This is a genomic window from Streptomyces sp. NPDC050997 (assembly GCF_040660135.1).
Lineage (GTDB): Bacteria > Actinomycetota > Actinomycetes > Streptomycetales > Streptomycetaceae > Streptomyces.
This window is the reverse complement of record NZ_JBFAGK010000001.1, coordinates 347,333-361,789: the sequence shown is the minus strand read 5'-3', so window position 1 is coordinate 361,789 and position 14,457 is coordinate 347,333. Positions and strand designations below refer to the sequence as shown.

The window sequence follows — 14,457 nt, the reverse complement described above, 5'->3', positions numbered from 1 at the left end:
GCGTGGGGCGGCCGCCGGTCGGCGACAGCCGCTCACACCGCCCTCGCGCGCGTGCGGCGCCGCACCGGAGCCGCCCTCGAACTGGTCAGCGCCACACCGCCCTCGCGCGCGCGTGCAGCGCCGCCGCGACCACCGTGCGGGACTGGTGCTCCACCTGGTGCGCCAAGGGCACCCAGCGGGCCCGGAAACGCTCCGCGAAGGCGTCGCTCCAGGTCGCCACGAGCCGTTCGACGCGCGGTGCCGCCGGGTCGTCGGTCTCGCGCAGGACCCGCAGCAACATGGCCGCCGCCCGCAGCGGCAGCCGGCGCCCGAACGCGTCCACGCTGCCGACGTACGCCCGTGTGCCGTCGGCGGGCGGCGTGTGCGTCCAGTCCGCGGCCAGTCCCGGCACCAGGTCCAGCCCCCAGTCCGCCGCCCGCAGCAGTGGGCCGTCCAGAGCCGCCAGCCGGGGCCGTGCGTCCGCGAGCACCCGCTCCAGCTCCCGGGTGTCCCGCAGCAGCCGGCCCGCCAGCCGCCGCATCGCCACCGCCGGGGCCGGGTGCGGCACCGGGTCGTCCACCAGGTCGCTCGCCCACATCGGCACCTCGACCACCGCGGTCAGACCGCCGTGCCGGTGCGCGTGGTACCAGGTGCACCGGCGTGCGTCGTCCGGCATGCTCGGGTACGCGGCGCCCGCGCCCGGAGCGGGCATCACATGCACGCCCGGTCCGGAGGCCGGCCAGCCCGCCGCGTCCGAGGCGCCCGTCTCCACCGGGATGTTCAACTCCGCCGCGGACTTGGCGAACGGCTCGGCGAGGCCGGGCACCTCCTTCGTCAACTGCACCCAGCTGCCGCCCACATCGGTGCCGTGGAGGGTCACCTGGAGGTAGGGTCGCAGCTCGTCGATGACGGCCGTCAGGGCGCGCGTCTCCGGGGGAAGCCGGTCCGGCGGCAGCAGGGACGGCGACCACTCCGGCTGCTCCGGTCCCGCGGGCCGGTAGAAACCGAGGTGGTACTCGAACAGGCTGCGCGGCGCCGGAGTGACGTGCAGGCTCGCCCCGTCGGGATCCGCGCACAGCAGGAAGTGCCAGGACGTGTCGGATCTCAACTCCCGCTCACGCAGCACCCGTTCGGCGACCAGCAGGAGCGTGGAGCCGCCGGTCGGCTCGTTGGAGTGGGCGCCCGCGACCACCAGGACGGCACGTCGGGCGTGGCCCACGGACAGCAGGTGCAGGGGTCTGCCCGCCCGCGAGGCGCCGACCTGCCTCAGGACGCACACGCCGGGTCGATGGGCGGCCAACGCCCTTGCGGACGCGACCTGTTCGGCCACAGTGGGGTAGCGCGGCTCCGGCAGGAGACTCACCCCCGTCACATCCGCCCGGCTTCGCAATCGCAGTACCCCACGGTCTCGTTGACGTGTCAAGGACACCGAGGGGGAGGCTCCGGGGGGCGCCCAGATGCATTTACCTGCCGCTGGTAGGGGAGGGGTTTCGGTGGTGGGTACGACGGTGGGTGCCGGCGGGCTCAGGCTCTCCCCCTGGAGCGGTCCCCGCCCGGCGGTCGGCCCGTGCGAGGCGGTCCCGGCGGTCCCGGCGCGAAGACCGCGGAAGCGGCGCCATCACCCAGGCTCCCCCTCCCCCTCCCGCTCCCCTTCCCCGACCCGCTCCAGCAGCGCCACCGGAAGCCGATCGAAGAGCTCCGCCACGCGCGTGTGCCCCGTGAACTCCCGCTCCGGGGACAGCACGTCGGCCCACCGCCCCGGCGGTAGCGGCAACCGCGTGTCCCGCCAGCCACCCGCCTCCGCCAGCCGCAGCGACAGCCGGGTCACGGCCGTCAGCGTCTCTCCGGAGCGCACGAACGCCAGGCAGTGACCGGCCGCCGGGCCCTCGGCGGTCAGCGGCGCGTACGTCGCCGCGTCGCCGAAGACATCCGGCCGCCGCCCGCGCAGCCGCAGCGCCGCCCGCGTCACCGCGCCCTTGTCGCCGGGATCCTCCGGAGGGAACCGAACGGGCCGCCGGTTGTCCGGATCGACCAGCGCCCGGTACTCGCCCTCCGTGCCCTGGTACACGTCCGGCACGCCCGGCATCGTCAGCTGGACGAGGGCCGTGCCCAGCACGTTCGCCCGGATGTGGGGCTCCAGCGTGTCCCGGAACGCGGTGACCTGCCCGCCCGGCACCCCGCACGGCCCGGCCGCGACGAACGCCGCCACCGCCTCCTCGTACGCGGGCTCCTGTTCGGTCCAGCTCGTGTACAGGCCGGCCTCACGCACATGCTTCAGCAGGGCTTCCCGGACGCGTTCCGCCGGAGCAGGCCCGAGCCCGAACACCGTCTGCCAGGCCGCCCACGCCAGCTGTGCGTCCGGCACTCCCTCCCCGGTGCGGGTCACCTCGGCCAGCACGTCCGCCCATCGCCGCGGGCACTCGGTGAGCACCGCGAGGGCGGCCCGGACGTCCGCGCTGCGCTTGGTGTCGTGCGTGGACGCGACGGTCCCGCTGACCGGCCAGTCGCGCTGCACGCGCACGCAGTAGGCGTGGAAGTCCTGCGGGGACACGGTCGGGCTGCCGGGGTTGCCGCCCACCTCGGTCGCCGACAGCAGCGGCACGTAGCGGTAGAACGCCGTGTCCTCCACGGACTTGGCGCGCAGCGCCGACGACGTCTGCGCGAACCGGGTCCGGAACTCGACATGCCCGGGCCCGTCGCCGTGGCGCCCGAGCAGCAGATCCCGTACGACGTCGACCGCGCCGCCCTCCTCGGGGATCAGGAAGGCCGACCGGGCCTGCGTCGCCGCCTCCTCGGTGACGACCCGGGCAGCGTCCCCGGTGGAGTACGGCCGGTAGACCTCCAGACGGACCAGCAGTTCCTGGAGGGCGGTCCGCAGCGCCCAGGGGGCGCGGTCGCGCAGCGCGGGCTCCGGCGACGCGGCGCACAGGCGGCTCGCCACCCGGGTCAGCCGGTCCATCTCGGTCGCCAGCTCGTGGGTGAGCACCTTGTACGCGGCCCGTCGCACCGTCGCCGCCCAGTCGCCGCCCCGGTCCGTCTGCGGGGCCGCGAAACGCCGGTACTGGCCCAGTAGTTCCCCCGACCCGGCCGGATCCGCGAAGAGCCCGTCGACGTGCCGCAGGGCGTCGTAGCCCGTGGTGCCCGCGACCGGCCAGGAGGCCGGCAGGTGTTCCCCGTCCGCCAGGATCTTCTCCACGACCGTCCAGCGGCCGCCGGTCGCCTCGTGGAGCCGCCGGAGGTAACCGTCGGGGTCGGCGAGGCCGTCGGGGTGGTCGACGCGCAGGCCGTCGAGCACGCCCTCGCGCAGCAGCTGGAGGATCTTGGCGTGCGTCGCCTCGAAGACCTCCGGGTCCTCCACCCGCACCCCGATGAGTTCCGAGATGCTGAAGAACCGCCGGTAGTTGAGCTCGGTCCGGGCCAGCCGCCACCACACCGGGCGGTACCACTGAGCGTCCAGCAGCCGCGGAAGCGGCAGCTCTTCGGTGCCCTCGCGCAGCGGGAACACATGGTCGTAGTAGCGCAGGAGGTTCCCGTCGACCTCCAGGTGCTCGATCTCCGCGCCGAGCGGATGCCCGAGCACCGGCAGCAGCACCTGGCCGCCCTGCGCCTCCCAGTCGATGTCGAACCACCGCGCGTACGGGGACTGTGGCCCCTCGCGCAGTACCTCCCACAGGGCGCGGTTGTGGCGCGGGGCCATCGCCATGTGGTTCGGCACGATGTCCACCACCAGACCGAGCCCGTGCTCCCGCGCGGTGCGCGCCAGCGCCCGCAGCCCGTCCTCGCCGCCCAGCTCCTCGCGCACGCGCGCGGGGTCCACCACGTCGTAGCCGTGCGTGGAGCCGGGCACCGCCTCCAGGACGGGGGACAGGTGCAGGTGCGAGACGCCGAGCGAGGCCAGGTACGGCACGGCCGCGGCCGCCGCCGAGAACGGGAACTCGCGCTGCAGCTGCAGCCGGTAGGTGGCCGTCGGCACAGCCGGGACGGATCGCTCAGGTGTCATGCAGACCTACGTACCCGCCCCGCCGCTTTTCGTGTCATCGACACCGCCACCCGCCTCCGTGCACGCGCCCCGTCCGCCGCCCCCGTGAGGCCGGGACGGGACGCGCGCCCCTGCGCCAAGCGCCTCTAGACCGGCCGTTGCAGCACTGTCATGCTCCGGTCCACCAGGGTCAGCCGGTCCCCGGCCCGCACCTTCGTACCCGTGCCGGGCGGGACGGCGTCCGTGCGGGCGGTGTCGACCACCAGCTCCCACTGCCGGCCGTGGTTGACGGGCACCACGAAGTCCAGCGTCCTGGGCGTGGCGTTGAACATCAGCAGGAACGAGTCGTCGGTGATGCGCTCCCCCCGCGGACCGGGCTCGGAGATCGCGTTGCCGTTGAGGAACACCGCCAGCGCCGGCGCCTGGGCCGAGTCCCAGTCCTGCTGGGTCATCTCCTCGCCCTCGGGAGTGAACCAGGCGATGTCCGACAGCTCGTCGTGGGTGCCCTCCACCAGCCGCCCGTGGAAGAAGCGCCGGCGCCGGAACACCGGATGGTCCTTGCGCAGGCCCACCATCGCGCGCGTGAAGTCCAGCAGCTCACGGCCGAGCCCCTCGGCGCCGGGCCACTCCACCCAGGCCAGCTCGCTGTCCTGGCAGTACGCGTTGTTGTTGCCGTGCTGGGTGCGCCCGACCTCGTCGCCGTGACTGAGCATCGGCACGCCCTGGGACAGCATCAGCGTGGCGATGAAGTTGCGTATCTGGCGGGCCCGCAGCTCCCGCACGGCCGGATCGTCGCTCTCGCCCTCGACCCCGCAGTTCCAGGACCGGTTGTGGCTCTCCCCGTCCCGGTTGTCCTCGCCGTTGGCCTCGTTGTGCTTCTCCTCGTACGAGACGAGGTCACGCAGGGTGAATCCGTCGTGGCAGGTCACGAAGTTGATGGAGGCCAGGGGCCGCCGTCCGTCATCCTGGTACAGATCGGACGAACCGGTCAGCCGGGACGCGAACTCCGCCAGCGTGCTCGTCTCACCCCGCCACAGGTCCCGCACGGTGTCGCGGTACTTGCCGTTCCACTCCGTCCACAGCGGCGGGAAGTTGCCCACCTGGTAGCCGCCCTCGCCGACGTCCCACGGCTCCGCGATCAGCTTCACCTGGGAGACCACCGGGTCCTGCTGCACCAGGTCGAAGAACGACGACAGCCGGTCCACCTCGTGGAACTGCCGGGCCAGGGTCGCCGCGAGGTCGAAGCGGAACCCGTCGACATGCATCTCGGTGACCCAGTAGCGCAGCGAGTCCATGATCAGCTGGAGCACGTGCGGGGACCGCATGAGCAGCGAGTTCCCGGTGCCGGTGGTGTCCATGTAGTAGCGGGGATCGTCCGTCAGCCGGTAGTACTGCGGGTTGTCGAGGCCCTTGAAGGACAGCGTCGGGCCCATGTGGTTGCCCTCGGCGGTGTGGTTGTAGACGACGTCCAGGATGACCTCGATGCCGGCCTCGTGCAGCGCCCGCACCGCCGACTTGAACTCCAGGACCTGCTGGCCGCGGTCGCCCCAGGAGGCGTACGCGTTGTGCGGGGCGAAGAAGCCGATCGTGTTGTAGCCCCAGTAGTTGTTCAGCCCCATGTCGACCAGACGGTGGTCGTTCACGAACTGGTGGACCGGCATCAGCTCCAGTGCCGTGACGCCCAGCTCGGTCAGGTGCTCGATGATCGCCGGATGGGCGAGGGCCGCGTACGTCCCGCGCAGTTCCTCCGGCAGCCCCGGGTGCCGCATCGTGAGGCCCTTCACATGGGCCTCGTAGATCACCGTGTGGTGGTAGTCGGTGCGCGGGCGCCGGTCGTCGCCCCAGTCGAAGTACGGGTTGACCACGACCGACGTCATCATGTGCGGCGCCGAGTCCAGATCATTGCGCTTGTCGGGCGCGCCGAAGTGGTAGCCGTACACCTCCTCGCCCCAGCTGATCGCACCGCTGATGGCCTTCGCGTACGGGTCGAGCAGCAGCTTCGACGAGTTGCAGCGCAGACCGCGCTCGGGAGCGGACGGCCCGTGCGCACGGAATCCGTAGCGCTGCCCCGGCATGACGCCGGGCACGTACGCGTGCCGGACGAACGCGTCGCTCTCCCGCAGTTCCACCGCCGTCTCCGAGCCGTCGTCCTGCAGCAGACACAGCTCTACTCGGTCCGCGGCCTCGGTGAAGACCGCGAAGTTGGTGCCGGCGCCGTCGTACGTGGCGCCGAGTGGATACGCCTCTCCAGGCCAGACCTGCATGGATACGACTCTTTCAGGTGAGGGGGGCCGCCGGATGCGCCTTGGTCATGAGTCTCCCCGAAAGTGAGGGAACCACCTATGACTTACGTCCCTCTTACCGGGCGACCAGTGCCCGTGGTGATCAATGACCGCGCCGTGGGCCGAAACCAATGGGGCAGAAACGTACTCCCGGGGATGTTGGGGGAGTAGGGGGAAGATGTGCGCAACATAGTGCACCGCCATCTGGGCAAGGTGGTGGCCGGTGCGGCCATAGCGGTGGCCGGGACCGCCGTGATGGTCGGAATCACTCTGCCGGGGACGGCGGGGGCCGACGAGACCGGAGGCACCCAGGGGACCACCCGGGCCGGGCAGCAGACCGGCCAGGAGCAGGGACAGGGGCAGGGGCAGGGCGCCTCGGTGGAGCCCGGCGTGGTGGAGCAGCCTCCGGCCGAGGGCGACAAGGGCAAGGGCCGCGACCCGCTGACCGACGACGAGATCACGCGCGTCGAACAGATCGCCGTGAACCCGCAGCTGCGTGACAGCAGCGAGGACGTCGAGGGCGATCGCGGCCCGCAGCGCCTCACCGTCGACCTCGCCGAACCGGAGGCCGCCGAGGTCGACGATCCGGACGCCCCCAGGCGGGCCGACGTGACGTTCTACGACTACCGGGACGACACCCTCGTGTCCCGGACCGTCGACCTCGACAGCGGGAAGGTCGTGCGGACCGACACCCAGCACGGCGTCCAGCCCCCGCTGAGCCAGGAGGAGAACGTCGAGGCGGCCAACCTCCTGATCGCCGACCCGCTGGGCGCGGGCCTCAAGGCGGACTACAAGGACGCCACCGGCAAGGAGCTCACCTCCGCGGACCAGCTGCTGGTGACCGGCGGCGTCTACCGGGCCACTCCGGGTGCCCAGCCCGCCGTACTCGACAAGTGCGGCGAGCACCGCTGCGTGCGGCTGTTCCCGAAGATCAAGAACGGGTCGTGGATCGACGCCCGGACCCTGGTGATCGACCTGAGCGCCCGCAAGGTCGCCGAGCTCAAGAACTGAGCCACCACCCTCCGTCCACTTTTCGAACCCGCACCTCCTGCGAGGGAGTCATTTCTTCATGCACGTAAAGCGCTCCATCAGCGACCCCCGGCCACGGAGAATCAGCCGCGCCCGCACCCGGGCGGCCGTCGGCCTGTCCGTGGCCGCGCTGGCCGCCGGTGCGACCACCGGCGCCGGCCCGGCCGTCGCCCAGCCGAAGACCGCCACCGCCGCCGCGGCGGCCGCCGAGTGCAGTGCCGCCTACCGCATCGAGCAGAAGCTCGACAGCGGGACGACCTGGCGCATGTGCTGGCGCTACGACAACAAGGCCGGGCTCGTCCTGGAGAACGTCTCCTACCAGCCCAAGGGCGAGAGCGCGCCGATCAAGGTCCTCAACAGCGCCCGGCTCGGCCAGATCCACGTCCCGTACGACGACGGGAAGAACGAGTACGACGACCTGACGGGCTACAACTTCGCCCAGGGCCTGATGAACCTGGCGCCCGGCGAATGCCCCGGCGGCACCATCAAGACGGTCAAGGTCCCCGACCTCTGGACCTCGGACAACCCGAACGTCAAGGGCCTGTGCACCACCACCCGCTCCCGCGGCCACGCCTACCGCATGCAGGGCGACGCCGCGAACAAGGTCTACCAGGCCCAGGGCAAGGACCTTCTCGTCTACACGGTCAACCAGGTCGGCTGGTACGAGTACATGACCGAGTGGCGCTTCCAGGACGACGGCACGGTCACCATGAACGTGGGCGCGACCGGCAGCCTCTCCTACGAGGACTACGACGCCGGCGACGGCCGCGGCTGGCCGATAGGCAAGGCCGCCAAGGCCTCCGCCACCAGCCACAGCCACAACGTCTTCTGGCGGCTCGACTTCGGCCTCGACGGCTCCTCCAAGAACAGCGTCGAGCAGTACGACTCGGCCGTCACCGCACCGGCCGCCGGTCAGCAGGCCCCGACCACCAAGACCACCCGCACCAAGGTCACCAAGGAACAGGCGGGCGACGCCAAGGCCTACCGCTGGTGGCGGATGGTCAGCGCGACCGGCAAGAACAAGGACGGGCACGCGCGGTCCTACGAGATCGTCCCCGGCGCCAGCACCAAGTACCCGGGCCGCAGCTTCACCAAGCACGACCTGTACTTCACCCAATACAACAACTGCGAGCTGTTCGCCAGCAACAACCCGGGCAGTTGCGGCGGCAAGGCCGTGGACAAGTGGGTCAACGGCCAGACCCTCACACACCCGGTCGTCTGGATGAATGTGGGCTTCCACCACATCGCCCGGGACGAGGACCAGCAGCCCATGCCGATCCACTGGCAGGGGTTCTCCATCGTCCCGAGGGACGTCACCGCTATGAATCCGCTCACTCCCTCCGAGCTCGCCTGGCAGAACGGGCACTGGCAGCCGCGTAGTTGAGAAACGACCTGCCCATCCGGCTGCACCGCCGACCGCTCCCGGAGTACCCTTCCTTGATCGTTGGGTGGAGAGCTCGGGGGAGCGGAAGGCGGTGCGCGGGTGGGCTCGGGAGGGCTGGAGTTGCCCCCTGGTGACGAGAGTCACGAGGGGCACTCCATAGACGCCCCGCCCGGCACGGTGTCCCTGGCCCGACCGATGGACGCGGGTGCCATCGGGCCGGAGCTGGACTGGGACACCGACGCCTGGCGTGAGGTGCGCACCCGCGCCCAGCGGGCGGGACGGGCCTACATCTGGCTGAATCTCGTCGAACAGCGGCTGCGCGCCGTCGTGGCCGCCGTTCTGCGCCCCATCTACGAACCCGTCCACAGCGACGAATGGGTGGTCGCCGCGGCCGGACCGGCCGGCCAGGAGTGGGTCCAGCGCGCGGTCGCCGTACGCGAAGTGAGCCGCCGCAAGGGCTATCTGCTGGACCCGGCCGACGACAACGTCCTCAGCTTTCTCACCCTGCCGCAGTTGCGGGAGCTGATGGTGCAGCACTGGCCCTGCTTCGAGCCGTACTTCGACGACCGCCGGGACGTCGAACTCGCCCTGGACGAGCTGGAGGTCACGCGGAACGTCGTCTCGCGCAACCGGGCCCTGTCCGAGGCCGTCCTGAACCAGGCCGAGCGGGCCTCCGCCCGGCTCCTTGAGATGCTCGGCACGGGCGGCGACGTGCCCTCCGCGCGCCGACTGCCCGTGGACGCGGTCGAGGACCTCGTCGGCGACCGGTACGCGGACGTGGTCGCGGTGCACTCCGACCGGGTGCGGCTCATGCGCCAGTTCCCCGCCGAGGACATCTTCGGCGACGCCCGCCGCCTGGACGCGGTGGGCATCGGCCTCAACCTGCTCGTGCAGAACTTCTCCGGCCGCCGCCTGGTGCGGCTGGCCGGGACCGGCTGCCGGGTGCGGCTGCTGTTCCTGAACCCGGCCTCCAGCGCGGTCAAGCGGCGTGAGCGTGAACTCGGCATCAAGCGGGGCGAGTTGAGCCGGGCCGTCGAGATGAACATCCTGCACATGCGCCGGGTCCGCTCCAAGCTGCGCGACCCCGGGGCCTTCGAGATCCAGGTCTACGACGAGACGCCCCGCTTCACGGCGTACCTCGTCGACGGCGACGGCTCGGACGGTATAGCCGTGGTGCAGTCCTATCTGCGGCGCTCGCGGGGGATGGAGGCACCGGTGCTGGTGCTGCGCGGCGGAAGCAGGGTGGTCAAGCCGGGCGAGGTCGACGAGTCCGGTCTCTTTCCGACGTACCGCGAGGAGTTCGAGACGGCTTGGGCTGATTCGCGGCCGGTGTCCTGAACGTCCTGAACAAAGTGGGCCCCGCTTGAGGTGGTTCGCTCCGCGGTGTCCCGAACTGTCCGTCGGCCAAGCGGAATGCGGTCCTCGGATTGTCAGTGGTGCATGGGATCGTGGAGACCACTGGGGGAAAGCACCACCAAGAAGGGGGACCACCCATGGGCTGGCACCGTGAGCTGCTGATCGGCTTCGACCTGGAGACGACCGGGACCGATCCGCGTCAGGCGCGCATCGTCACGGGCGCGGTGATAGAGGTCAGGGCCGGACAGCCCCTGGGGCGCCGGGAGTGGCTGGCGGATCCCGGCGTGGAGATCCCGGCGGAGGCCGTGGCGGTGCACGGCATCAGCAACGAACGAGCGGCCACCGAGGGCAGTCCGGCCGACCAGGTCGCGGAGGCCATCGCGGACGTCCTGGTGACGTACTGGAAGACGGGCGTGCCGGTCGTCGCCTACAACGCGGCCTTCGACCTGACCCTGCTCTCCGCCGAGCTGCGACGCCACCGCCTGCCGTCCCTGCGTGAGCGTCTGGGCGGTCTCGACCCCGCCCCGGTCGTCGACCCGTACACGATCGACCGCTGGGCCGACCGCTACCGCCGGGGCAAGCGCAACCTCGAAGCGGTCTGCGAGGAGTATGGCGTGGTCCTGGAGTCCGCCCACGACGCCTCGGCCGATGCCCTCGCCGCCGCGCGGCTGGCCGGCGCGATAGCCGAGCGCCATCCCAAGGTCGCGGAGCTCGGCCCGGCGGAACTGCACCGCCGCCAGATCGAGTGGTACGCCGAGTGGGCGGCGGACTTCCAGAGCTTCCTGCGCCGCAAGGGCGACGCGGACGCGGTGGTGGACGGCCTGTGGCCGCTGCGGGAGTTGGCCGACGAGCCGGTGTGAGCCGGTGGGCCGATGGCCCGGTGTGAGCGCCGACGGGCCGTCGTGGCCCGGGGCCGAGGTGACCCGGCCCGTCAGACCGTCGGAGGGCTCGATCGGCTCCACGCTCGGCCGGGCGGTGCGTGCGTAGTCCGCGCCCGACATGCGCAGGGACCGGTCCAGGCGCGCGGCGTTGAAGTGCAGCCGTGGCTGGGCCACGGCCCCCGGGTCGGCGACGAGTTCGAGAGCGGGGTCGAAGCAGAACGGCAGGACCGTGCCGGGCACCGCCCGGGCCGGCCGTTCGGCCGTCTCCGAATCACTGAACCCGACGTATCTGGCGGTGAACAGCGCGCGGACGGCGTCCAGGTCCACCCGCCGGTCCCCGGGGACCGGCGCGAGGACGTGCCGGGTGGTGCGACGGTCCACCGACCCGCAGCACGGGAGGTGTCGAGCAGGGAGGTCAGACGGTGGTAGGTGTCGTGGTCGGGGATCGGGTGTCCTTTTCGGTGGGCCTGACTTCGGTCTTGCGCGGGGCCGCCGCGCGGTGGGCACGTTCCACCGCCTGGCCCCAGTAGGTGCCGACGATCATCAGCACCGCTCCGAGGCCGGACAGCGGGGTGAAGTGCTCGCCGCCCAGGGCGATCCCCACCGCGGCGGCCCAGATCGGCTCCGTGCCCAGCAGCAGGCTCGCGCGGCTGGCGGAGGTCCGCTGCACCGCCCAGGTCTGGGCGAGGAAGGCGAACACGCTGCAGAACAGGGCGAGATAGAGGAGCTGCGCCCAGGTCGCGACGTCGGTACGGGCCAGGGCCGGCAGTTCGTGTGCGGCCGGTATCAGGAACAGGGCCGAGCCGACGAGGGTCTGCACCGTCGTCAGGTGCAGGGGGCGGATCGCCCGGCCCGCGGTGAGCCGGCCGACCAGTGCCATGTGCGCCGCCCGCACGACTGCCGCGCCCAGCATCAACAGATCACCGAGGCGGGGCGCGTGGAAGCCGTTGCCGGACATCAGGACTCCGACGGCGAGGACGCACACGCCGGCGGCCGCGTAGAAGGCGGGAGGCAGCCCGCCCGGGTGTCCGGTGCGGTCCAGGAAAGGGGTGAGCACGATGGTCAGGCTGATGATCAGCCCCGCGTTGGCGGCGGTGGTGTGGGCGACGCCGTACGTCTCCACGACCAGGACGGCGGCCTGGGTGACTCCGAGCGGCACACCGGCCCTCAGCTCCTCGCGGGTCCACCGGCGTGGGCCGTGCCGGGTGCCGGACCGGGTGCCGGACGGGGCGGCGACGAGGCCGAGACAGATGAGCGCGGACAGGCCGTACCGCGCGAGCAGGACCAGCAGGACGGGCAGGGCCGCGGTGGCGGTCTGGGCGGACAGATAGCTGGAACCCCAGACGAGGGCGACCAGGAGGAGTACCGCGTCGGTACGGCGGGCGTCGGACATCCGCCCACGGTGCACCGACGAGGTCACTGAAGCCCAGAGCCACCTTCTTAAACGATCTTTTAGTTTCCCTACAGAGTGCTTCTACACTGAGGAGATGGACGAACGGCAGTTGCGGATCCTGCGGGAGCTCGGCGAACTGGGCAGTGTCACCGCGGTCGCCGAGGCGTTGCTGGTGACACCGTCGGCGATCTCGCAGCAACTGCGGCTGCTCCAGCGCTCCATCCCCGTGCCGCTGACCGAGCGCGACGGGCGGCGGCTGGTGCTCACGGGCGCCGGGCAGGCGTTGGCGGGCGCGGCGGTCGAGGTGGAGACGGCGCTGGCGCGGGCCCGGCACGCGGTGGAGGAGTTCGTCGGCCTGCCGGACGGGGAGGTGTCGGTCGCGGCGTTCCACAGCGCGGCCGCCGCGTTCTTCCCGCCGCTGCTGCGGGCCTTCGCTGAACCCGGACACCCGGTGCTCGCGCTCGCCGACGAGGACGTCGCCCAGGACGACTTCCCGCGGCTGACCCGCGAGTACGACCTCGTGCTCGCCCACCGTCTCGACCACGCCCCACCGTGGCCGCGCGCGGTGACCGCGACGACGCTGCTGCGCGAGCCGTTGGACGTGGCGCTGCCCGCCGGCCATCCGCTGGCCGCCGAGCGGCGGCTGACACCGGCCGATGTGGCCGACGAACCGTGGATCACCGTGCACGAGGGGTTCCCGGTCATGGCGACCATCGAGGCCATCGCGGCGGTGGCGGGCCGACCGCTCCGTCTGGCGCACCGCATCAACGAGTTCGCGCTCGCCGCCGAAGCCGTCGCGGCGGGCGGCGGCCTCGCGCTGATGCCGCGCTGGACGACACGTCCGCATCCCGCGCTGGTTCTGCGGCCCCTGGTCGGGGTGCGGGCCAGACGGCACATCGACGCCCTGCACCGCCCGGAACGCGCGGCCCGGAAGGCGGTCCGCACGGTGCTCACCGAACTACGCCGCGCGGCACGAACCATCCAGGACAGGGACCCCGACGGCCGGATGACTCCCTGAGGGGCGCGGGGCGGTGACGACATGCGGCCCACCCGCGGGGCGCGGCGGCCACGACGGGCACCCGCGGCCGCCCGACAACGACGAGCCCGCGCTACGAGCCCGCCGGCGCTCAGAACGGATACCACCGCACCGTCGCGTCCCCCTCCCGCAGCGACGCCACCCGCCGTTCGAACTCCGCCCGCGCCTTCGGATTGCTCGGGGCATGCTGGGCCACCCACGCACAACTCGCCGTTTCCCGGGCACCCCTCAGCACCGAACAGCCCGACCACTCGCGCACATCCCAGCCGTACGCCTCGGTGAACGAGTCGTAGGCCGCGGCGGGTACCCCGTAGCGGTCGTGGGAGAGGGCCATGACGACCAGGTCGTGTTCGCGCAGGTCGGCGGAGACGGTCTCCAGGTCGACGAGGACCGGGCCGGCCGGTCCGACGTGCACGTTGCGGGGGAGGGCGTCGCCGTGGATCGGGCCCGGGGGCAGCCGCGGGGTCAGTGCGGCGGCGGCCGTCGCGAAACCGTCGCGGCGCTCCCGGAGGTACGCCGCGTCGGCCGGGTCGATCGCGTCGCCCGCGAGCCGCAGCCAACGCTCCACCCCGTCCAGCAGGTCGCGGGGCGGCAGTTCGAAGGACGGGGCGGGCAGGGCGTGCACCCGGCGGAGGAGTTCGGCCAGATCGCGGGGCTCGGCGGGACGTACGGGCTCGGGCAGCCGGTGCCACACGGTCACCGGGTGGCCCTCGACCGACAGCGCCTCGGGATCCGCCGCCCGTACCGCCGGCACGTCCTGCTCGGCGAGCCACACCGCCACGGCCAGCTCACGGCGCGCCCGGTCGAGGAGTTCGGCGTCGCGGCCCACCTTGACGACCAGGTCACCGGCGGCGAACACCGCGTTCTCACCCAGGGCGAGCAATCGCGCGTCCCGCGCCCGGCCGGGCAGGACTCCCGCCGCGGCCAGTACGTCCCGCGCCCGTGCCTCGTCCATCGTCCGCCTCCGTGTCGTCGTCCGTGCCCAGTCGCCCCACGGCCGCCCGGACGGTGTCGGGTTCCCGCCATCCGCCGGCCAGTGTCGCATTCGCACAGGTCGGACCGGTGTGCGCGGTCCCTTGACGGGGCAGGGCGGCTTCACGACCATGACAAAGGCCCGCCGGGCCCGGGTCACGAGCCG

General features: G+C 72.2%; 10 protein-coding genes and 1 pseudogene. 5 read left to right on the top strand and 6 right to left on the bottom strand.

From position 1 onward, the window contains the following. Positions 1-85: 85 nt before the first annotated feature. The 3 genes from AB0H86_RS01625 to glgX form a co-directional block, all read right to left on the bottom strand. Entirely contained in the window at positions 86-1,342 is a 1,257-nt protein-coding gene (locus AB0H86_RS01625) for a M14 family zinc carboxypeptidase (protein WP_362431575.1), read from the bottom strand. A 255-nt stretch (positions 1,343-1,597) separates the two neighbouring features. Continuing rightward, positions 1,598-3,979 carry a malto-oligosyltrehalose synthase gene (gene treY, locus AB0H86_RS01620; protein WP_362431573.1) on the bottom strand — a complete coding sequence of 794 codons (2,382 nt, stop codon included), beginning with the start codon at positions 3,977-3,979 and terminating at the stop codon, positions 1,598-1,600. Positions 3,980-4,104: 125 nt separating this feature from the next. Further along, on the bottom strand, positions 4,105-6,222 hold the full coding sequence (gene glgX / locus AB0H86_RS01615; protein ID WP_362431570.1) for a glycogen debranching protein GlgX: 2,118 nt from the start codon (positions 6,220-6,222) through the stop codon (positions 4,105-4,107). Between the two features lie 198 nt (positions 6,223-6,420). Here glgX and AB0H86_RS01610 point away from each other — a divergent pair, with 198 nt between their 5' ends. The 4 genes from AB0H86_RS01610 (at position 6,421) to AB0H86_RS01595 (ending at position 10,869) form a co-directional block, all read left to right on the top strand. Continuing rightward, positions 6,421-7,251, top strand: coding sequence for a Tat pathway signal sequence domain protein (locus AB0H86_RS01610; RefSeq protein WP_362431568.1), 831 nt, complete (start codon positions 6,421-6,423; stop codon positions 7,249-7,251). Positions 7,252-7,309: 58 nt separating this feature from the next. After that, positions 7,310-8,653 carry a copper amine oxidase gene (locus AB0H86_RS01605; protein WP_362431566.1) on the top strand — a complete coding sequence of 448 codons (1,344 nt, stop codon included), beginning with the start codon at positions 7,310-7,312 and terminating at the stop codon, positions 8,651-8,653. Between the two features lie 99 nt (positions 8,654-8,752). Further along, positions 8,753-9,991 carry an SAV2148 family HEPN domain-containing protein gene (locus AB0H86_RS01600; protein ID WP_362431564.1) on the top strand — a complete coding sequence of 413 codons (1,239 nt, stop codon included), beginning with the start codon at positions 8,753-8,755 and terminating at the stop codon, positions 9,989-9,991. A gap of 155 nt (positions 9,992-10,146) precedes the next feature. Beyond that, positions 10,147-10,869 (top strand): 3'-5' exonuclease, encoded by a 723-nt coding sequence (locus AB0H86_RS01595; protein WP_362431562.1) that lies wholly within the window; start codon positions 10,147-10,149, stop codon positions 10,867-10,869. A 177-nt stretch (positions 10,870-11,046) separates the two neighbouring features. On the opposite strand, the pseudogene AB0H86_RS01590 reads toward AB0H86_RS01595, so the two are convergent. Further along, a pseudogene (locus AB0H86_RS01590) lies at positions 11,047-11,217 on the bottom strand (YbaK/prolyl-tRNA synthetase associated domain-containing protein); the annotation flags it as partial. 88 nt (positions 11,218-11,305) lie between these two features. Next, positions 11,306-12,283, bottom strand: a complete 978-nt coding sequence (locus AB0H86_RS01585) for a DMT family transporter (protein ID WP_362431560.1) — start codon at positions 12,281-12,283, stop codon at positions 11,306-11,308. 94 nt (positions 12,284-12,377) lie between these two features. Between AB0H86_RS01585 and AB0H86_RS01580 the strand changes: the two genes are divergently transcribed. Further along, positions 12,378-13,301 (top strand): LysR family transcriptional regulator, encoded by a 924-nt coding sequence (locus AB0H86_RS01580; RefSeq protein ID WP_362431557.1) that lies wholly within the window; start codon positions 12,378-12,380, stop codon positions 13,299-13,301. 109 nt (positions 13,302-13,410) lie between these two features. Here the strand turns inward: AB0H86_RS01580 and AB0H86_RS01575 are convergent, their stop codons facing one another. Next, on the bottom strand, positions 13,411-14,274 hold the full coding sequence (locus AB0H86_RS01575) for an aminoglycoside phosphotransferase family protein (RefSeq protein WP_362431555.1): 864 nt from the start codon (positions 14,272-14,274) through the stop codon (positions 13,411-13,413). Positions 14,275-14,457: the final 183 nt, after the last annotated feature.